Here is a 21,204-nt window from a genome sequence, read left to right as displayed (position 1 = left end):
CCAGGTTATAGCAATTTGTGAATCAGGGTAAGGGAAATTGTCTCCCTTACCCTTTTGGGTTTGAAGGGAGAGGGGTGATTGGGTCTCCTATTACAGGATTGTGGAAAAGTATATTTATTGTCATTGCAGCAGGAATTATATTATTTCTTATTCCTAATGACGTCCTGTCGTCTCAGTCATTAAATCTCAGCGGTCTTGTAGCTCTTGATTATCATACTAACATCACAGTAAGTGACGCTGCTGATCAGAAGTCAACGAGCAAGACTTCTGATTTCCTCCAGACTTATGCAATAAGCAGCACTGGGATTATAGTTGATCCAAGGCTCGCTTCCTATTCAGCCAGCATCGGTATTGCAAATTCTGTTTACAGAAATAATCCGGCAGAAGGAGAATCTACAAAAGTAAGCCGGGACATAGTTACATACAGTCTTCAGTTGAATATTATGCCGGTTCGTTTTCCTATAAACGTTTTCGCACAGAGAAATTTGATAGGCATTGAAAACGCACCTGATTTGATCTCTGATACATACAATATTGGCTGGTCTGGTATCCTCAGGAGTCAAACAGCCCTGAGATTGACACTTATGCAAATCAGTACAAATTATGAAGATAATATTGAACCCAGGGATACTCGCGTAAGGATAGCCAATTTTGGACTTACTCAACCATTGAGGTCAGGATTTCTTGCTGCCAACTTTCAGTATACAGATTATTTCACGATGACTACACAGATTAAAACCGCACAACAAATTGAAAATGATGAAAAAAACAATATCAACTGCACTGACAAGACACAGATCGGCCCGATAGAAGAAAACAAAATACGATGCAAAAACGAAACACACAGCAAGGTAAACAGCTACAGTCTGCGTGGAGAGAACAGGATCTCTCCTTTCCTTTTTCTAAGCGGAAATGTTACATATTTCCCAACAGGAAGTTACTATACCCCTGGTATTACTACTACTGCCGAGACAACAGGAGACATAGGTCTACTTAACCAGGCGGATAGATTCACACAAAGCGGTAATTATTCATTTCGTAAGACTTCAGGTGGTGATATCCAAAGGGATTCTCTCTTATATAACGTGAGCTACAGGCCCCTTGGCAAGACAGATTACAGAGGTGACGCGGTATATTCCTCAACCAGCGGCCAGCAGACAGAAACAAAAGACTATCGTCTTGCAGGAGGAGTCAGCCACCGTCCGTTTTATGGTTTGTCCATTTCGGACAATATCGTGCTACATCATTTCAATGTCTCAGGCATAGACGACAAGAGCATTGATCGTATCGGAAACATAGTAGGAATCAACTACTTTAAACTGCTCGATGTCGTCACTCTAAATACAAATTATTCTGCTGATTATAGTACCGTCTTCTCAGACGAAAAAAATTCAGATGGCAATATTTTTACTCAAGCAGCTTCTGTCGGCGTTCAAAGCCGCACACTTCAGGCTGTTCAGATAATTGCTTCATATACCATCCTGATCAGGTCTAACACAATTGTAGAATCTGATGACAGGCAGGAACAGTCTGTGCGGGTCGAGGCGCAGACCAATTATAAGAATCAGTTTCACTTCAGAGCATCATCAAGCTATTCTGATGTCCTGGACTATGGAGATACATTCATATTTGACACGAGGGCGGAATATTTCTACAGATTCGGGACGAGGTTTGCAGGTGAATATAAACTTTCCAATTATCCTGGTTCATCAAATACTCAGGACTCACAACTCTACATCATCGAAGGAAACCATTTCCAGAATATAACATGGCGCCTCGGGATGAATCTAACGCTCAGGGGTGAGCGAGAGGACTTTACATTCACGAACAGAGACAGGCTGATCATGACGGCCCGGTTTAACTACCAGATCGGCAAGGTTACCTTAAACTTTGAAGTCCGTGAGGACTATACAAAATATCCTGAATCTGTATATAATATACAGACATATTTTGTACGGGCAAGCAGACCGTTCTAACCTATACTTCATCGTGATTGAAATAGAAATCTGCCTGAAGGGTGATAAAATGAACAAGAGTAAAAATAACATAATTTTAATCTCTGCTGTCTCTCTGATAGCCATCTTTATTCTCGGCTTTACATTCCCTGAACAGTCAAAGAAAGACAGGGCTGCATGGCCATTACCTCCGGATGAACCAAAGATATCGTATGTAATGACTATTGAGACACCAAGAAATGTAGGTGTTAAAAAGTCTATATTTAAGAGAATAGTTGAGTTCGTTGTAGGCAAGGAACCTGAACCGAGGATTCAAAGACCATTTGGTGTACTCTCGGACGGTAAAGGCTCGGTATATGTTACAGACACAGGTCTCCAAACAGTCCATGTCTTTGATTACAAGAACAAAAAATATCGCCAGATATTCAAACTTAACAACGAACCTCAGCCATCAAGATTATTATCACCATTGAGCGTTGTACTCGACGCTAACGACAGACTATATGTATCTGATTCAATTTTAAAAAAGGTTTTCGTATTTGATAATACAGGAAATCATATCTTCACAATCGGAGCTAATAGTGAATTTGGAAGACCTACGGGGCTTGCTCTGGATAAATCAAGAGGCAAATTGTATATATCTGACACCATAAATCATAAGGTTTGGGTATACGATGTCAATCCCCCTTACTCATCTACAGATAACGAAAAAAGATGGTCTTCTTTTGGGAACCGGGGGAAGGAAGATGGCGAGTTTAACTTCCCGACACACCTCGCCGTTGATCGAAAAGGTGACATCTATGTGACTGATGCATTGAATTTCCGTGTTCAGATCTTTAATCCCGAGGGAAAGTTCATAACTTCAGTGGGAAAGATGGGAGATACACTGGGGACATTTTCGAAGCCTAAGGGATTAGGCACTGACAGCGATGGGAATATTTATGTAGTAGATAATCTCTATGATACGATACAAATATTCAACAGGTCAGGTGAATTGCTCCTTAACTTCGCATCTCATGGCGGAGGCAAGGAGGGATTATGGTTGCCAAACGGCTTGTTTGTGGATAAAGACAATTATATATTTGTGGCAGACACCTATAATGACAGGGTACAGGTTTTCAGATATTTGCAGTAGATAATCCTCCCTCTAAAAGGGGAGGCTCAAGGCTGCCCTATGCTTATCGAAAGGGTGGAGATGGGGTTGTTATCAAGTGAAAGAAAAGGAAATCCTACGGGAACACATTACCCGTCACAAGATGAAACAGACCCGCCAACGGGAGTTGATTCTTGAGACATTCATCAAGACGGGAGGACATATCAGTGCTGAGGAGTTATATCAGAAAGTCGTCAAGCGGGATGCATCAATAGGGCTTGCCACTGTCTACCGCACACTCACGCTCTTATGTCAGTTTGGTATTGCACAACAGCGGGAGTTTGGAGAAGGCCGCACCAGGTTCGAAATAGTTCAGGAATACAAACACCACGATCATCTTATTTGCACAAAATGCGGCAAAATCATCGAATTTGAAGACTGCGACATCGAGCAGCATCAGGAACAGGTCGCCAACCTTCATGGGTTTACGATATATTCTCACAAGCTTGAGATATACGGATTGTGCGCCGAGTGCAAAAAGTAAAGTCCTCTGAAAACCCCGCGTCTAACTCTACAATCCCAAGGACATGGTAAAAGGCTTCTCACTGAATCATTTCATATATCTTCTTACTTTCAATCAAATCTTTCAGCTCATCATCCTGCCCCATATATTTACCATTGATGTAAACCTGGGGGACACTCCTTTCTCCGCCAGACATCTTCTGGAGTTTATCCCTCCAGTTTGATGAATCTGGTGTTATATCAACCTCTTCATGGTCAATACTGTTGGCACTCAGTAGATTCCTTGCCGCTGCACAGTATGGACAACCCTGGATAGTGTAAAGAACTAATTGTTTCATGAATTTCCCCCCCTTTGTCCCTGGTTAATTGAGTTTTATCTGTTTCTAAGCTCCTGAAATAATATCTCCGCTGCACCTTTTGTCATCTTCGGTGCCTTCATTAGATCCTCAATGCTGGCATTTCTAAGCGAGTCAATCCTGCCAAAGTATTTTAAGAGTGCAAGTTTACGCGCCCTTCCTATCCCCCTTACATTATCAAGCTCGGACAGCATGGCCTCTTTACTTCGCAGTTTTCTGTGATACGAGACAGCAAATCTGTGGGCCTCATCTCTAATACGCTGCAATAGGTGGGCCGCCCCAGATTTAGCATTTAGTTCAATTGCCTCAGAAGCCTCAGGTAAAAATACCCGGTCAACCTTATCCTCTTTTGCCTTTGCAATGCCTATTATAGCAATATCATCTATAGCAAGTCTATTCAGAACCGAAATAGCAGAATTTAACTGCCCCTTACCGCCATCTATAATAATCAGGTCCGGACGTTCTCCCTTTCCGGTTTTTAATAACGAGTATCTCCTCTCCACGACCTCACCTATCATCGCAAAATCATCTGCCCCTGACACTGTTTTTATTTTATAGTGACGATACTCTTCTCTGCGTAATCGGCCATCCTGCCATACGACCAGGGAACCGACTGCCTCAGCGCCAAAGATATTTGAGATATCAAAAGCCTCAATCCTGTCAGGGATGATTGCCAGTCCAAGCAGTTCCTTAAGTTCACTGGATTCCTGATCCTTTACCCATGCCTTTTTTTTATGCCCGTTAATCGCTTCACGGGCATTTTCCATTGCCAGCTGCAGCATCCCAAGTCTTTTCCCGCGCCTCGGCATTATAATTTCTATCTTGCTGTTTCTTAGACCAGAGAGCCATTTCTCTATCAGTTCTGTATCAGGAAGCGCTATGGGAAGAAGTATACTATGCGGTATAAGAACATCACTGCTGTAATACTGCTCAATAAAAGATGTCAATATCTCATTATCAGAAACCAGATCAGTCTTTTCAGAAAAAATGTCTTTTCTTCCAACAAGCATCCCGCCGCGAAAGAACAAAATCTGCAAGTCAACACCCTCCCTGTCTCTGGCCATGCCAATAACATCAATGTCTTTCATCTCTGCAGATACGATGCGCTGCCGTTCCATCACCTTTTCAATATTAAATATCCTGTCCCTGATCTTTGCCGCCTCTTCAAAATTCAACGTCTCCGACTCCATTTTCATTCGACGCCTCATCTCCCTGATAAGCTCCTTATCCTTCCCTTCGAGGAATAGTCTTACATCTTTCACCACTTTCTTATAGTCGTTAACTGCCGCAGCCCCAACACAAGGACCTATGCACCGCCCTATCTCATATTCTATACATGGTCTGTCATACTTCTTATTCAGGTCTGTCTTACATGTTGCAAGTGGAAAAATCCTCTTGATTATCCTGAGTGTCTCACGCATAGCACCGGCAGGGACATAAGGACCAAAATACAGGGCACCGTCTTTTTTGATTCGCCGAACAACTGTTATCCTCGGAAAATTATCTTCCACATCAAGCCTGAGGAAAGGATAGTTCTTGTCATCCCTTAAAATTATGTTATACCGCGGCCTATGCCTCTTTATCAGGTTATTCTCCAGAATAAATGCCTCAAGATCAGAACCGGTAACAATCCACTCAATATCTGCAATATGCTGAACCATGGATTCAATACGCGCACTTAAGATTGTGCTTTTTGAGAAATAGGAGCGTACCCTGTCTTTCAGCGAGAGGGCCTTACCGATATATATAACCGTCCCCCTCTGATTTTTCATCAGATATGTGCCGGGCAGATCAGGAAGTATCCGAATTTTTTCACTTAACTCATTGCTCATTGCTCATCGCTCATTGCTTCTTATTATTCATTGCTTCTTATAACATACCTTATCCCATCATTTTATCCACTGTCAATAATAGATACCGGATTACACTTTCTACCTGTTTGATTTTACGGATAAAAACTGATAGCATACAGGCTAATAGTAGTTTAAACAGGGTCTGTGTATAAACTCAGTATTTGTCATCCTCCGGCTTGACCGGAGGATCCAGAACCTATTGAAGAAACTGGATTCCCGCCTTCGCGGGAAAGACGACTTTTTGTGAAAACGTGAGGTTATACACGGACACTAAATAGGGACAGTCCTGAGAGGAGATATTTGCAATGTTAGACGAATTTATCAGTGAGATCAGTGCCCTTAAAGAAAAGGCAAATAGTCTTCGGGGGTATCTTTGACATAGGGAACATTGAAACTCGGGTCAGAGAGCTGGAAAGATCCATGCAAAATCCAGGTTTCTGGGATGACCCCGGCGAGGCGCAGCGAATAAGCAAGGAAAAATCCGTTCTTGAGAAAAAAGTATCCGGGTGTAAATACGCAGAAGAGGCATTGAAAGACCTGGATGTACTTATTGAGCTGTCAAAAGAAGAAGGTGAGCAGACTCTCTTCAGCGATATAAGAGAAGGGATTAAAGCACTCCGGCTCAAATTGGAACAAATCGAGATAGAAACCCTGCTATCCGGTGATATGGACCTGAATAATGCGATAGTCTCCATACACCCTGGGGCCGGCGGGACTGAGTCACAGGACTGGGCGCAGATGCTTATGAGACTCTATACACGATGGGCGGAGCGTCACGGATACAGGATTGAAATCCTTGATTACCAGCCAGGCGACGAGGCCGGTATTAAAGATGTAACATTCAGTGTCATCGGCGACTATGCCTATGGGTATCTCAAGGCAGAGTCAGGTGTACACAGACTTGTCCGCATATCCCCTTTTGATGCCAACAAGAGACGTCATACATCCTTTTCATCCGTATTCGTCTATCCGGAGATTGATGATGACATCACCGTTGAGATATCAGATGATGACCTGAGGATTGATACTTACAGGGCAAGCGGTGCAGGCGGACAGCATGTTAACAAGACCTCCTCTGCTGTACGCATCACACACATACCAACGGGCATTGTTGTCCAGTGCCAGAACGAACGCTCACAGCACAAGAACAAGGCAACTGCCTTGAAAATATTACGCGCCAAACTTTATGAGGTTAAAAGGCTTGAGAAGGAAAAAGTAATGGAAGGTTTTTCTTCTGAAAAAAAAGATATAGCATGGGGAAGCCAGATACGCTCATACGTAATGCAGCCCTACCAGATGGTCAAAGACCATCGTACAGAGACAGAAACAGGAAATGTGAACGCAGTACTTGATGGCGATATTGACATGTTTATTGAGGCATATCTTACTTCACAGGTCAGGGCCTAAGGTGAGCGTCCCTTGACTGATAAGAGCCACACCAGTATAATGCCCACAATGGAAGATACAAATGACCTCGTTCTGCAGAGGATAAAAACACTCAAAGAACTCCGCTCTATCGGGATCAACCCATACCGCAATACCTTCAAGATCAGCGATTCATCTCAGGATATTTCAGATAAATACGGCCAACTTACCTCAGAGGAACTGGAGGAGAAGAAGTATAACTGCAGCATTGCAGGCAGGGTCGTTGCCCTGCGTAGTTTCGGTAAGGCTGCATTCTCCCATATACAGGACCATGCAGGAAGGGTACAGATATATATAAAGAAAGAGGCTGTAGGGGAAGATACATATTCACTGTTTAAAAAGATTGACATAGGAGATTTCGTCGGTGTAGAGGGAAAGATATTCAGGACAAAGACCGGGGAGCTTACCATAGAGGTTGAAAAGCTTACCCTTCTCTCAAAATCACTGAGGCCGCTTCCTGAGAAGTGGCACGGCCTGACTGACAAAGAGATACGATACAGACAGAGGTATGTTGACCTGATAGTAAATCCTGAGGTCAAGAACGTATTTGTCATGCGCAGTAAGATTATCAAGGCTATTAAAGAGTTTCTGGATAATCATGGATTCCTTGAGGTGGAGACACCGATGATGCAGTCTATCCCCGGAGGGGCAGCTGCTCGCCCATTTAAGACACATCATAATGCCCTTGGTATAGACCTGTATCTCAGGATTGCACCTGAACTTTATCTGAAGAGATTAATCGTAGGCGGATTTAACCGTGTTTACGAAATAAACCGCAACTTCAGAAATGAAGGGATATCAATCAAGCACAATCCTGAATTTACAATGCTTGAATTCTATATGGCTTATGCAACATACAATGACCTTATGGATTTCACAGAAAGGTTATTTTCATTTGTTGCAGACAAGACCCTGGGTGGACAAAGGATAACCATTGGGTCAGAAGAAATTGACCTTGCAGCTCCATGGGAGAGGTTAAGCCTTAAAGATGCAGTTATAAAATATACAAACATCGGCGCGAAGTCATTAGAAGACAGGGCGCTTGCACTTGATTGGGCAAAATCGGAAGGAGTGCCGCTAAAGGGCGATGAGTCGCTTGCCAAAATCACCCTGGAGATTTTCGAGAAAAAAGTGGAGTACCAACTTATTAAACCTACTTTCATAACAGACTATCCTACGGAAGTCTCCCCTCTTGCGAGAAGAAAGGATGACGCCCCTGAACTGACAGAACGCTTTGAATTATTCATAGGAGGCATGGAGGTAGCAAATGCCTTCTCAGAGCTTATTGATCCCGAAGACCAGAGAGGCAGATTCCTCGCACAGGAAAAAGAACGCGCAGGCGGAGATGAGGAGGCACACGTGATGGACGATGACTTCATCCGGGCACTTGAACATGGAATGCCTCCCACCGGCGGTGAGGGGATAGGGATAGACCGCCTTGTCATGCTCCTTACAGGACAGACATCAATCAGGGATGTTATCCTGTTCCCACAGATGAGACCTGAGGTCCGTTAAGAAGATGACAAAGCTCCCTTATGAGCTCTTTATCGCCCTCCGTTATCTCAAAGCAAAGAAAAGACACAAGGCAATATCACTAAATACATTTATATCAATAGGAGGTGTAAGCCTCGGTGTTGCTGCACTGATTGCAACACTTGCAGTAATGACAGGTTTCTCAGAGGACCTGCGCAATAAGATACTTGGGACGAATGCACATATCATTGTTCAGGGCGCTACACGGTCGGGAATATCTGAATATAAAAAAATTGTGGATAATATAGACAAGGTTCCGCATGTAATTTCTGCCGCACCTTTCATTCATAATGAAGTAATGCTTACCTCGCCTTTTGGTACAACAGGAACAGTAGTGCGTGGAATAGACCCGTCTTTTGAGGGATCAGTCACTGATTTGGCCCGGACCATTAAAATGGGGGATATCAGATCACTTCAGAGCGGACTTACCATTGACGGGACATTGTATCCAGGCATAATACTTGGGGCTGAACTTGCAAGACATCTTGCAGTTTCAATGGGCGATACTATAAATGTTGTGTCACCCACCGGAGATATCGGACCGATGGGCATGATACCCAGGTTCAAGAGGTTTGCCGTAGTCGGGATATTTGATTCTGGAATGTATGAGTACGATTCTAAACTTGCATACGTATCAATACCTGACGCCCAGAAGTTTTTTAATACCGCTGACGTAGTCAGTGCCGTCTCAGTCAAGACGGATGATATTTTCAAGGCTAAAGAGATCGCACGTGATATTGAGGCTGTTCTCGGACCTTCCTATTACGCACGTGACTGGATGGAGATGAACAGGAACCTTTTTTCAGCCCTGCTGCTTGAAAAGATCGTGATGTTCATAATACTGACACTGATAGTCCTTGTTGCGGCATTCAATATAATCGGGACGCTGACAATGATAGTCATTGAGAAGTCCCGTGAGATAGCCATACTCAAGACCATGGGGGCAAGAAGGCGTGGTATAATGAGCATATTTATCATACAGGGGGTTGTAATCGGCGTCACCGGGACAATAATCGGGACACCGCTTGGTTATGGAATCTCAGTCCTGATCCAGCACTTCTTCTCGCTGCCTGCTGATGTCTATTATATTGCACATATACCGGTCAGAATAAACATACAGGATATAATGCTGGTCGGATTCTCAGCAATAGGAATAAGCCTGCTTGCAACACTTTATCCGTCATGGCAGGCGGCCAAACTGGATCCGGTGGAGGCATTAAGATATGAATAGAAGTGCAGAAGGAGGTATATATGTTTAAGATAATAAAATACCTTATTTATCTCACCATAATAGCGGGTGTGATCATTGCCTTCGTCATGTGGAACGGAGGGGATAAGATACGCTGGTTCGGCAGGAAGAGCGAAGAGATTGGACATACAGTAAAGAAAAAATCTGATGTTGTCGGTAAAAAATCTGATAAACTCGAAGAGGACTTAACAGAAAAGAAAGAGTTTATCGAGGAGAAAGTCAAAACAGTGGTAAAGAAGGCGGAAGAACATGGGATCATTAAAAGGGAAAAGGGAAAGTAGATGCTGAAACTAATTCGGCACAAGGTTCAACGCCAGGTTCAGCATGAATGGTTTGCGATTTATGAATGAGTTGTTGGTTGCCAGAAACATTACGAAAAGTTTCTATACAAACGGTCAGCAGCTTGATATTCTTAACGGAATAAGCCTCACAATATGCAGGGGGGAAATGATCGCCGTAATGGGCGCTTCAGGTGTTGGTAAGAGTACCCTCCTCAATATACTTGGCGCACTTGACAGACCCACTTCAGGAGAAGTAATTTTTGAAGGAACTGACATCTTCGCACAATCTGATGATGAACTTGCATCCCTTAGGAACAGTAAGATTGGCTTTGTCTTTCAATTCCACCATCTTCTGCCTGAGTTTACAGCAATTGAAAACACCCTGATACCAGCAATGATCCTGAGGATGGATCGAAAAAAGGCCAGGGACATAGCAGAGAAGTCCCTTGCAGATGTCGGATTGAGCAGCCGTTTAACGCACAGGCCAGGTGAGCTTTCAGGTGGTGAACAGCAGCGAGTGGCAATAGCCAGGGCCCTGATGACATCCCCGGACATAATCCTCGCTGACGAGCCAACAGGAAATCTGGATACCCATACAGGGGAAGAGGTATATTCACTCCTTAAAGAAATAAATCAGACATACGGAACAACCTTTGTAGTTGTTACCCACAATGAAAAACTCGCATCGCGGGCAGACAGGATAATAAAAATGGTGGACGGGCAGATAGCCGGTAGATAAATAGGGACAGCGACTATTTATTTTCACTGGAAAATAAATAGTCGCTGTCCCTATTTATCTACCGGAAAAAATGTAAGACAACATCTTTTCTATGCGCCTGTCATGTGATGCAAACGGGTCCATGCATAGGACTGTCTCCTCACCGTAACCGTCCAGTTTGAGATATGTCCAGTCAACGCTGTATGAGCGGTTCTTCATATTTGCAATTCTTATAAAATCCCCTCTCAGCTTAGCCCGGGTGTTCTGAGGCGGATAATCTATGGCATGTTCTATATCCTTCTCATCAACAATCTTCTCGACTAAACCTTCCTTATCAAGGAGATAATAAAGTCCCCTATCCCTTTTAAGATCATGATACTGAAGGTCCATCATGGAAATCCTGGGATCATCCCAATCACACCCCTTCTTCTTTCTGTACTCATTTAATAATTCATGTTTTGTAACCCAGTCTATCTCCCTTGACAACGCAGCCGGGTTATCCTGTAATTTATCCAGTACATACTCCCATTTCTCCAGGATGTCCTGCACCATTAAATCTTTTTCCTTGTGTGCAAAATAATTTTGGACCAGCTCAAAGTAGGTCTTCTGAATCTCAATTGCCGTAAGTGACCTGCCGTTCTCCAGTCTTACGCTCTTCTTCAGGGTAAGATCCCTTGAAATATCCTTTATGGCACGTACAGGGTCATCAAGGTCCAACCCTCTCACAGGATTTCCATCTTCAATCATCTCAAGCAGAAGGGCCGTAGTCCCAACCTTAAGGTAAGTGGTATACTCAGACATATTCGCATCGCCAACAATTACGTGCAGCCGGCGATAGCGCTCGGCATCTGCATGAGGTTCATCACGGGTATTTATAATACTCCTTGAGGAGGTCGTGGAGCATGATATCTTCTGATTGATGTGAGCAGCCCTTTGTGAGATGGAGAAATAGGTCCTGCCAGCCTCTTTCATCACCTTTCCTGCACCTGTATAGATCTGACGCGTTACAAAGAATGGTATCAGGCGTTCCGAAAACCTCCAGAAGTCTACGTGTCTTGCAATAAGATAATTTTCGTGACACCCGTAGGTATTGCCTGCTGAATCAGTATTGTTTTTATATATAAAAATATCACCGGCAATTCCATCTTCCAGCATCCTGCTCTCGGCTATTTTGAGGGATGTCTCAATTATCCTCTCACCAGCCTTGTCATAAATTACAAGGTCAACAACATTACCACATTCGGGGGTGGCATATTCCGGATGACATCCTGTATCCTGATAAAATCTTGCGCCATTTGTGAGAAATGCATTTGAAGACCAGCTGTTTGATATGATCCCCTCAAACAGATAGCCCAAAATTCTCTCAAGAGGGATGGTGTTCTTATCTCTCGATGAATAGATCAGTCCATATTCGTTTTCAAGGCCGTAAATTCTGTTATGCATGATCGCCCTCTGAATAAATAGGGACAGCGCCTGTTTATTCAGCTCTGACAGTACCTGAAAATAAATAGGCGCTGTCCCTATTTATTCTATTCAATTAGCACCTGCAACTCCTCCATCCTGATTCTCCTGAATTTGCGTCCGTTCCTGCTCCTGTCAAGGACGGCTACTTCAAGGTTCTCCAAATCAAGCTTTTGATTTATAGTTGTCTCCAGTGCATCTGTAGAAAGTTTTAATGCATCCTTAAGTGATAGACCCATACTGAATTTTTCCTTTAAGTAGATCTTGACTGCTTCTGCCCTTCCTCCTATTACAGTATAGCCCTTTTCATCACAAATGCTCCCATCATACATTATCCTGTAGATCTCATTGGCATCCGGTGAGTCATGAACTTCAGCTACAAGTATCTCCACCTCAAGAGGTTTGATCTCCTGACTGAAGATAGTGCCGAGTGTCTGGGAATATGCATTGGCAAGGGACTTTGCCGTCACATCATCACGGCTGTATGAAAAACCCTTTACATCCGCATGACGGATACCGGCCTTTCTCAGGTTCTCAAATTCACTGTATTTCCCCGCACCTGCAAAGGCAATGCGATCATAAATCTCAGAAACCTTATTTAATGAAGCGCTGGGGTTATCTGCAAAAAAGAATATACCGTCCTGATAATCTAATAATATTATAGACCTCCCTTTGGCTATCCCCTTCTGGGCATATTCAGCCTTGTCCTGCATCATCTGTTCAGGTGATACGTAATAAGGAAGTGGCATGCTTTATTTCTCCTTTGTTATCGCCTTACGCCTGCTGTTTATCAGCTGCCTGTACGACGCTTCTATCTGAGCCTGCTCAATATCAGTAATACCGCCTTTATTTATAACCTTAACGATAGGGAATATTCCCCTTACCATGTCAGGACCGCCCGTGCCAATATCTTCCTCAGCCGCATCATATAATGCCTCTAAGGCCGTCAGAACAGCCTTATCCTCAGGCATATCAGGTGAATATAATTTTTTAAGTGTATTCCTCGCATCCTTGCCGCCTGAACCTGTTGAATGATAGTCTATCTCTTCATACTTGCCGCCGGTAATATCATACTTATAGATGCGTCCTTCTTCCTTCTTGAGGTCATAGCCGGCAAATATCGGGATGACTACCAGACCCTGCATGGCAAGCGGCAGGTTTCCCTTTATCATCTGTGACAGTTTATTTGCCTTTCCCTCAATCGTAAGCTCTACACCCTCAATCTTCTCATAGTGCTCAAGCTCTACCTGAAGGAGTCTTGCAATCTCAATGCAAACTCCGGCAGCGCCGGAAATTGCTATGGCAGAATAATCATCACATCTGTAGACCTTTTCAATACGGCGTGCAGAGACCTGATACCCCTCTGTGGCCATCCTGTCCCCGGCAATTATTACACCATCTTTATATTTCAGGGCAAGGACAGTAGTTCCATGAGGTATATTTGTCAAGTGACCTCTTTCTTCTGCATTACGCGTAAGGTTCTCTGTCTTAAACTGCGGAAGTAAATTCGGATACTCTGTAAGTAGCATGTCATAGAAACTGGAAGACCATGCTTTCATTCTCCCCCCTTTTGTACATAGTTTTTCACAAATTCTTCGGCATTCTCCTCAAGTACGTCATCTATCTTATCCAACAGATCATCTATATCTTCTTTTATCTTCTTACCTTTTTCTACGACTTCAGGTTTGGCCTCTTCTACCTTCTCTGTCTTCTCTTTAGATTTTTTTCTCTCCCTGTCCTGAGAACTCATGATTCCTCCTCCTTATCCAGCAAGATTTCGCAATAGCTCCTCTGCTGTTTCAGACTCACTTACAATTTTACCCACAAGGTCCTCAGAACCCCTTAGCGGGTTGACCAACGGCACCCTCTTAATAGTAGAGTTGCCTATATCAAACAGGACCGATGTCCAGCTGGCTGCATAAACATCTTTTGGAAACTTTTTTATACATGTTCCCCTGAAAAATGCACGTGTATCCCGCGGCGGTGTATCCTTAGCTATAAGGATAGAGCCTTCTGAGGCCAGGGGTGTAACATATCCGTCTCTTAAAAGTGTGTAATAAAGTCCCTTATCCGGCCGTATATCATGATACTGAAGATCCATCATGGCAAGCCTCGGATTGTCCCAGCCAAATCCCTTTTTTTGAGCATAATTATTCAACAACTCGTATTTTATCAACCAATCAAGATGGGTATGAAGTTCAAATGGGTCTTTCCCCAGTTTTTCCAGTGTGTCAGACCAATATGAAAGGATCTCGTCAACAATTGGATCCCGTTCCATCTTAGCGAAATATTTGTATGCTTCATCTAAATATGCCTTCTGTATCTCAACAGCAGTAAATTCTTTCCCATTGGCCAGCTTAACAGTCTTCTTAAGTGTCAGATCCCGCGATATCGCCTTAATTGCCTCTAATGGATTTGCAAGGTCTAAACCGGTAATCTCATGATTATTGTCTATCATCTGCAGGACAAGTGCCGCAGGCCCAACCTTAAGATAGGTAGAATACTCCGACATGTTGGCATCACCAACAATTACATGTAATCTGCGGAACAACTTTGAGTCTGCATGCGGCTCATCACGGGTATTAATAATGGGACGTTTTGCCATAGTATTGAGATCAATCAACGTCTCAAAGAAGTCTGCCCTCTGGGAGATCTGATATTCCGCAGGATTAGACCTGTTATCTGTTCCCACCTTACCGGCTCCTGCATAGATTTGCCTTGTTACAAGAAATGGAGTAAGGCCCTGAACAATCTTTTCAAAGGGTGTTGACCGCTTCATTAAATAGTTTTCGTGATAACCGTAACTGTTCCCTTTGCCGTCAGTATTATTTTTGTATACATAAAGAGGGTCATCTTCTTTTCTTACCCTGTTGGCGTTCTCAAGACAGATCTGGACTAACAACTCACCAGCCTTTTCATAGACCACGATGTCTCTTGGATTGGTACACTCCGGTGTTGAATATTCAGGGTGAGCGCCATCAACATACAGCCTTCCCCCGTTCTCAAGCGGCTTATTGAGACTGAAGTTATCTTCCTGCGACGGTTTCTCTTTCTCACCATCCACCACAAAACCCCTTGCATCTACAAGCGGGTCTTCATTCTCATAGTCCCATAAGATCCTCAGAGATGAAAATGGCCTCAGATGATTAATAAGAAACAGAGAGCCTGTTACCGGGTCAAAACTTTCCGGTTTTCTTGAAGTAAGACCGAATTCTGTTTCTGTTCCTGTCAGTAATTTTGTTGACATATAAATATTTCCTGGATCCTGCTTGTAAATCCCTCCTGACCTCCCTTTACAAAAGGGAGGAATAACACCCCCCCTTTAGAAAAGGGGGGTAAGGGGAGATTTTCCTAATCATTATAAATAATGTCCCGTCTGCACTGTTTCAATCCGTCTCGTCTCTTTAGTCTTTCCGCTGATAGTCCTGACATTAATAATCCGCTCATTCTTTCTGCCGGCAATCTTTGCCCAGTCATCAGGATTAGTCGTATTCGGCAGATCCTCATTCTCTTTAAATTCATCCTGTATAGCTGTAAGTATATCCTCCCCCTTTATGCCGCCTTCGCCTTCAGTCAGCAGGCGCTTTATCGCATATTTCTTACTTCTTGCAACAACACCCTCTATCATAGCGCCGCTTGCAAAATCTTTAAAATAGAGGACCTCTTTTTCCCCATTTGCATATGTAACTTCAAGAAACTTATTTTCTTCATCAAGGCTGAACATGCGGTCAACCGTAATATTGATCAACCTCTCAACAACCTTATTGGAATCTCCATTGTCCTTTTCGAGTTCAGATTTATGAATAGGAAGATCACTGGTAAGATACTTTTTAAATATATCTACCGAAGCATCCCTGTCAGGACGATCAATCCTGATTTTTATATCAAGCCTCCCCGGCCTCAATATCGCAGGGTCAATAAGGTCCTGCCTGTTGCTTGCTCCAATAACTATTACATTTCTCAGACTCTCAACACCATCTATCTCCGACAGGAACTGCGGGACAATAGTGGATTCAACATCAGATGATATACCTGTTCCGCGTGTCCTGAAAAGGGCATCCATTTCGTCAAAGAAGACCACCACCGGCATGCCCTCTTCTGCCTTATCTTTCGCCTTATTGAAGACTTCCCGGATCTGCCGTTCACTCTCACCGACATATTTATTCAACAACTCCGGCCCCTTGACATGCAGGAAGTAACTCCTTACATCCTTTCCTCCCTTAGACTCCATTCTCCTTGCGATAGAGTTTGCAACAGCCTTTGCAATCAATGTCTTTCCACATCCGGGAGGCCCGTAAAGGAGGACCCCTTTTGGTGGAAGTAGTCTGTACTCTTTAAACAATTCAGGATGTATCAGAGGGAGCTCTATTGCATCCATAATAATTTCGATCTGTTTCTTTAAACCACCTATGTCTGAATAAGCGACATCAGGTACCTCCTCCAGACAAACCTCTTCGACCTCAGACTTTGGAAGCTTCTCCAGCAGCAGACCGGAGCGGCTGTCAAACAGAAGGACATCTCCTACGCTTAACTTTTCTTCCCGCAGATGTCCGGCAATTTCTGAAACCCTTTCCTCATCACCATGAAGTGTAATAACGGCCCTGTCTTCTGCCAGCCTGTCTTTCAGGTGAACTACCTCACCTTGTCCATCGAAACCACGTATTTCTATTACATTCAGGGCCTCATTAAGAACAACCTCCTGCCCCTTGCGAATGACCTTTACATCAATTCCAGGACGGGCATTAACCTTCATCTTTCTGCCCGAAACATATACTGTTAAAGTACTGTCTTCATTCAGCTCGGAAAAGACACCAAAGCTTGCAGGAGGAGATGTCAACTTCTCCACCTCTTCTCTGAGCACCTGTATCTGCTCTTTCGCCTCTTTCAGGGCAGATGTAAGTTTTTCATTATGCTTGAAGGCCTGGTCCAGCCGGTATCTTGACTCCGTTAAGCGTTGAATCTCATCCTCAAGGTTTCTTATATGAGTACAGAGGTTTTCTATCTCCTGCTCGTATTCAGCAACTTTGGCAGCTGCAGGCATGTCCGGGGATTTTTTTGAAGAGGATACTCTATAGCTTTTCTTTGACTCAGACATTGTTCTCTCCTTTCATCAGGATGCAAAATAATTCTTATTCTTCAATGAGTTATGTCATTCAAGTCTATCACCCTAATAGTGAACAGTCAAATTAACTGCACCTCAGTTCATCAAGCATTTTGACAGTTGCATCATGGACAGATTCAGCCTTCAAAATTGCAGAAATGACTGCTACTCCATGTGCACCTTCCCTCATAACGCTGTCAACCCTTTCCATATTGATGCCTCCGATTGCAAAAACCGGGATCTTAATCTTCTCACAAACATCAGATAATTTTGTTAATCCAATCGGTGAACCATATCTCAATTTACTTTCTGTTTCAAAAATCGGGCCAACTGTAATAAGGTCAGCTCCACCCTCCTCTGCATCCATTGCCTCTTTCAAACCATGAGTAGATACTCCTATCAAGAAGCGGTCTCCTGAGATCTCTTTAACTAACCTGACCGGCATACTATTTTGTCCAAGGTGAATACCATCGGCCTCTATAGCCATCGCTACATCTATCCTGTCGTTAATAAACAGCTTTACGGATTCTATATTTGTCAAATGTCTCAGCCTTTCCCCGATCTTAAGCAGCTCCCTTGCAGAGAGATTTTTGCCTCTCAACTGTACTGCTTTTATCCCTCCATCTATCGCCATCTTTACAGACGAAAACAAATCTTCCTTAATCTGTTCAACATCTGCAACCAGATACAGGCTGAAATCAACCTTATTCAATCATACCCTCAACCGGACTACTTGCAGAGGCATAGAGTTTTTTTGGAATCCTCCCTGCCAAATACGCCAATCTTCCGGCATCAACTGCCATTTTCATGGCAATCGCCATCTTCACCGGATCCTTCGCACATGCTATTGCAGTATTCATAAGGATTGCATGACAACCGAGCTCCATTGCAATAGCCGCATCGGAGGCTGTACCCACTCCTGCATCAACTATCACAGGCACTGAGGCACTCTCAAGGATTATTCTTATGTTATAGGGATTCCTTATACCCAACCCTGAGCCTATAGGAGCTGCGAGGGGCATAATTGCATGACACCCGGCATCCTGTAACTTTTTTGCCATAACAGGGTCATCATTCGTGTATGGCAGAACTATGAAACCTTCTTTCACAAGTTCCTTTGCCGCCTCTAACAATGCTTCATTGTCAGGCAATAGTGTTTTCTCATCACCGATGACCTCAAGTTTAACCATGTCAGAGACACCTGCAGCACGCGCAAGGCCTGCAGTCCTAATCGCATCCTTAGCTGTATAACAGCCGGCGGTATTCGGAAGGATGATGTATTTCTTAGGATCAATGTAATCAAAGAGACCCTCTTTTGAGCGGTCAGTAATATTGACCCTCCTGACAGCAACAGTCACAACATGAGCACCGGAAGCCTCAATAGCCGCCTTCGTCTCTTCGAAGTCCTTATATTTACCAGTACCCACCCACAAGCGTGATTTAATCTCTATGCCAGCGACTCTCAGGATGTCATTCATATTCCCCCTCCAACAAATGTTATAATTTCCAATGTGTCGTTATCTTTTAAGATAGTGTTGTTAAAATCACCTTTATTAACAATCTCCATATTATGCTCAACGGCTACACGACCAGGATCAATTTCAAGTTGCTCCAACAATGTAAGAAGCGATGTCCCTTCGTGGATTTTATCCGACTTTCCATTAATCATTACATTTATATTCATATTACCTGTTTACCATCATATAATTTCCATTGAACCCAAATAACAGAAAAGCCGTACCTCACGAGCAGGGAAGTACGGCTCCATCATTCTACTTCCCTACGCTGGCATTATCCAGCTCAGGTTCAAAGGGTCATCTCTGTCTACTCTATTCCACAGAATCAAACCATTGATTAATTGATCAACAACTATTACCAACTAACCATTAGCTTGTTTGCACATGTACAGGATAAGAGACTCTCAGCCTTCTCAAGGCTCCCCCAGTAGAAATATATTAAAGTATAAAATATGATAACAGCGGTATTGTGCAGTTGTCAACTCCTGGCGGAGTGTTTTCTTGCTGGGATCAGTTCCTCTGCATGACCTTTGCTCAACTGACTTACCGAGAAAGCCTCAGGGACATCGAGGCATGCCTGCGCGTAGCAAAAACCAAACTCTATCACATGGGTATCAGGGGAAAGGTCTCCCGAAACACCCTGGCCCATGCCAACGAGACTCGCGACCGGAGAATCTACGCCGACTTTGCTCATTATAAGCTTCATAGATGATCGTTCGCTCTTAGGAATAGTTGCAGTCGTTGGAGCAGTGAGTGGTCTCCTTTCACCAAGATTCTCATCACCATTAATTATTGCATGAGCAATATTTGATCTTACTGGTCTTTCAGTACACGAATCCAGTATTGTGTATCTTGCATTGGTTCCTTAGGGAATAACGTATCATAGAGCATTTTTCTCTTAACTTTTCTTGAGTCGAAGTACACACGTACAAAGTAAGAATTCGCGCCATCACCTCCATTAATCGTAAGAACAGCTGTATCTCCTTCTATAAATCGAATAGAGGCTTCCGCAGGATCTATCAAATCAACAAAAACTGAACGTGGGACAAATAGAACTCGGCCATTGATTGAAATGTCCAGATTCCGAATAACAGTTAGAGTTTTATGATCAATAGGCCAAACCCACGGGAGTTTTTCAACGTCATCAATCCGAACCGTATTAATGGTCACATTCACTTTTACCTTCTTTGATGACGCACTGATAGAGGTACTCCCAGATTCTGTTATTTTAGTTTGTCCCTGAACGTTATTTGAAATTACAATCGATAACAGAACAAAAGCAGCTAACCACATAAACACAACTGAATGATGCCTCATGGAATCACCGTCAAATTTGTATCGCCACTTCTCCCTATCTTGTCCCGAACACTTGGAGACATAACGATGCAACCCTGCGACGAAGTTTTGTTTTTCATATTACCGCCATGAATAAGAAATCCGTACCGACCAAACATTTTATTGTTTGGATCAGGTATCATTCTCATGGAACCCGGTAATACCTTGCCAAGCTCTATTTCATTATCTTTCTGTGGACCAATTATGTAATTTCCCTGCGGCAATGGTCCTGCATTAGAGCTAGGCCCAGTACCCCGCACGTTTTGATAATTTGGATTATTTAATCCTTCCTTGTGTCCAGCATATCCTGTTCCAACCAACTCCGGTGGTACTCCCCCTCGCGTATCCGGTTGGTGATACAAGTTTCCAGTTGATTGTTCATAAATCCATAATAGTCCTGAGGGATCTTTCCAGTAGACAGGGTTACCTCCAGCATACACAAATGTATTGATCCCTCCCGCCAAGCCAATCGGATCGGACTGAGTATACCTTCCGACTTGAGGATGATAATCCCTCGCCATATTATAATGCAACCCCGTCTCCGCGTCATAATACTGTCCTGGGGATCTCAGGTTGTTCACGATATTCACCTGGTCGCCGTCCACATCTTCGTTGATATCATACCCTTCTCCAAAAGGCAACAACTCCGCGCTCCAGACCTTTTGCCCCGTGCTGTCCGTCATAAACAGCGGCGTCCCCAGGTGGTCGGTGTGATAATAGTAAGGTTCTTCAGAGGTGCTCCCGATGTCGATCTTCACCAACGGCCGATCGGAGAGGTAGATATATTCGACCTTGATGTTGCCGC

The 21,204-nt window shown here is 43.6% G+C and carries 21 protein-coding genes, 1 pseudogene and 1 riboswitch; of the genes and pseudogenes, 9 read left to right on the top strand and 13 right to left on the bottom strand.

Features of this window, described 5'->3' with window-relative positions; all coding sequences use genetic code 11:
* Positions 1-74 precede the first annotated feature (74 nt).
* The 3 genes from IT392_07460 to IT392_07450 all read left to right on the top strand — a co-directional run bounded on the left by IT392_07460 (position 75) and on the right by IT392_07450 (position 3,592).
* Positions 75-1,976 carry a hypothetical protein gene (locus IT392_07460; protein MCC6544324.1) on the top strand — a complete coding sequence of 634 codons (1,902 nt, stop codon included), beginning with the start codon at positions 75-77 and terminating at the stop codon, positions 1,974-1,976.
* Between the two features lie 49 nt (positions 1,977-2,025).
* Positions 2,026-3,090, top strand: coding sequence for a 6-bladed beta-propeller (locus IT392_07455; GenBank protein ID MCC6544323.1), 1,065 nt, complete (start codon positions 2,026-2,028; stop codon positions 3,088-3,090).
* A gap of 121 nt (positions 3,091-3,211) precedes the next feature.
* A complete protein-coding gene (locus tag IT392_07450; protein ID MCC6544322.1) occupies positions 3,212-3,592 on the top strand; it encodes a transcriptional repressor in 381 nt (126 codons plus the stop codon).
* Positions 3,593-3,650: 58 nt separating this feature from the next.
* Here IT392_07450 and IT392_07445 read toward each other — a convergent pair whose 3' ends face one another.
* Together IT392_07445 and uvrC are read right to left on the bottom strand one after the other, a co-directional pair.
* Complete coding sequence (locus IT392_07445) at positions 3,651-3,908, bottom strand: glutaredoxin (GenBank protein MCC6544321.1); 258 nt, start codon at positions 3,906-3,908, stop codon at positions 3,651-3,653.
* 35 nt (positions 3,909-3,943) lie between these two features.
* A complete protein-coding gene (gene uvrC / locus IT392_07440) occupies positions 3,944-5,758 on the bottom strand; it encodes an excinuclease ABC subunit UvrC (protein ID MCC6544320.1) in 1,815 nt (604 codons plus the stop codon).
* A 345-nt stretch (positions 5,759-6,103) separates the two neighbouring features.
* On the opposite strand from uvrC, the gene prfB reads away from it, so the two are divergent.
* The 5 genes from prfB (at position 6,104) to IT392_07415 (ending at position 11,006) form a co-directional block, all read left to right on the top strand.
* A complete protein-coding gene (gene prfB, locus IT392_07435; GenBank protein ID MCC6544319.1) occupies positions 6,104-7,186 on the top strand; it encodes a peptide chain release factor 2 in 1,083 nt (360 codons plus the stop codon).
* 48 nt (positions 7,187-7,234) lie between these two features.
* Positions 7,235-8,719 (top strand): lysine--tRNA ligase, encoded by a 1,485-nt coding sequence (lysS, locus tag IT392_07430; protein MCC6544318.1) that lies wholly within the window; start codon positions 7,235-7,237, stop codon positions 8,717-8,719.
* 4 nt (positions 8,720-8,723) lie between these two features.
* Positions 8,724-9,968 (top strand): lipoprotein-releasing ABC transporter permease subunit, encoded by a 1,245-nt coding sequence (locus IT392_07425; GenBank protein ID MCC6544317.1) that lies wholly within the window; start codon positions 8,724-8,726, stop codon positions 9,966-9,968.
* Positions 9,969-9,988: 20 nt separating this feature from the next.
* Positions 9,989-10,267 carry a hypothetical protein gene (locus IT392_07420; GenBank protein MCC6544316.1) on the top strand — a complete coding sequence of 93 codons (279 nt, stop codon included), beginning with the start codon at positions 9,989-9,991 and terminating at the stop codon, positions 10,265-10,267.
* 61 nt (positions 10,268-10,328) lie between these two features.
* Positions 10,329-11,006, top strand: coding sequence for an ABC transporter ATP-binding protein (locus IT392_07415; GenBank protein MCC6544315.1), 678 nt, complete (start codon positions 10,329-10,331; stop codon positions 11,004-11,006).
* A gap of 54 nt (positions 11,007-11,060) precedes the next feature.
* Here the strand turns inward: IT392_07415 and pafA are convergent, their stop codons facing one another.
* From pafA to thiS, 9 genes are all read right to left on the bottom strand, one after another.
* Complete coding sequence (pafA, locus tag IT392_07410; GenBank protein ID MCC6544314.1) at positions 11,061-12,428, bottom strand: Pup--protein ligase; 1,368 nt, start codon at positions 12,426-12,428, stop codon at positions 11,061-11,063.
* An 86-nt stretch (positions 12,429-12,514) separates the two neighbouring features.
* Entirely contained in the window at positions 12,515-13,195 is a 681-nt protein-coding gene (gene prcA / locus IT392_07405; GenBank protein MCC6544313.1) for a proteasome subunit alpha, read from the bottom strand.
* Between the two features lie 3 nt (positions 13,196-13,198).
* Positions 13,199-14,005, bottom strand: a complete 807-nt coding sequence (gene prcB / locus IT392_07400) for a proteasome subunit beta (GenBank protein MCC6544312.1) — start codon at positions 14,003-14,005, stop codon at positions 13,199-13,201.
* On the bottom strand, positions 14,002-14,196 hold the full coding sequence (locus IT392_07395; GenBank protein ID MCC6544311.1) for a ubiquitin-like protein Pup: 195 nt from the start codon (positions 14,194-14,196) through the stop codon (positions 14,002-14,004). The genes prcB and IT392_07395 overlap by 4 nt, the downstream gene beginning before the upstream one ends.
* A 12-nt stretch (positions 14,197-14,208) precedes the next feature.
* Positions 14,209-15,693, bottom strand: a complete 1,485-nt coding sequence (locus tag IT392_07390; GenBank protein MCC6544310.1) for a proteasome accessory factor PafA2 — start codon at positions 15,691-15,693, stop codon at positions 14,209-14,211.
* Between the two features lie 111 nt (positions 15,694-15,804).
* Positions 15,805-17,487, bottom strand: a complete 1,683-nt coding sequence (arc, locus tag IT392_07385; GenBank protein MCC6544309.1) for a proteasome ATPase — start codon at positions 17,485-17,487, stop codon at positions 15,805-15,807.
* 145 nt (positions 17,488-17,632) lie between these two features.
* Positions 17,633-18,259 carry a thiamine phosphate synthase gene (gene thiE / locus IT392_07380; GenBank protein MCC6544308.1) on the bottom strand — a complete coding sequence of 209 codons (627 nt, stop codon included), beginning with the start codon at positions 18,257-18,259 and terminating at the stop codon, positions 17,633-17,635.
* Positions 18,252-19,025, bottom strand: coding sequence for a thiazole synthase (locus tag IT392_07375; protein ID MCC6544307.1), 774 nt, complete (start codon positions 19,023-19,025; stop codon positions 18,252-18,254). The genes thiE and IT392_07375 overlap by 8 nt, the downstream gene beginning before the upstream one ends.
* Positions 19,022-19,225, bottom strand: coding sequence for a sulfur carrier protein ThiS (thiS, locus tag IT392_07370; GenBank protein MCC6544306.1), 204 nt, complete (start codon positions 19,223-19,225; stop codon positions 19,022-19,024). The genes IT392_07375 and thiS overlap by 4 nt, the downstream gene beginning before the upstream one ends.
* Positions 19,226-19,307: 82 nt before the next feature.
* A riboswitch (TPP riboswitch) is annotated at positions 19,308-19,500 on the bottom strand.
* Between the two features lie 60 nt (positions 19,501-19,560).
* On the opposite strand from thiS, the pseudogene IT392_07365 reads away from it, so the two are divergent.
* A pseudogene (locus tag IT392_07365) lies at positions 19,561-19,758 on the top strand (DUF4372 domain-containing protein).
* 119 nt (positions 19,759-19,877) lie between these two features.
* Here the strand turns inward: IT392_07365 and IT392_07360 are convergent.
* On the bottom strand, positions 19,878-20,363 hold the full coding sequence (locus IT392_07360) for a hypothetical protein (protein MCC6544305.1): 486 nt from the start codon (positions 20,361-20,363) through the stop codon (positions 19,878-19,880).
* Positions 20,364-20,377: 14 nt separating this feature from the next.
* Positions 20,378-21,204 (bottom strand): RHS domain-containing protein (locus IT392_07355; GenBank protein MCC6544304.1); only part of this gene is annotated, 827 nt, incomplete at its 5' end.

The organism is Nitrospirota bacterium, assembly GCA_020846775.1.
Taxonomy (GTDB): Bacteria; Nitrospirota; 9FT-COMBO-42-15; order HDB-SIOI813; family HDB-SIOI813; genus RBG-16-43-11.
This window is presented reverse-complemented; position numbering and strand designations above follow the sequence as displayed.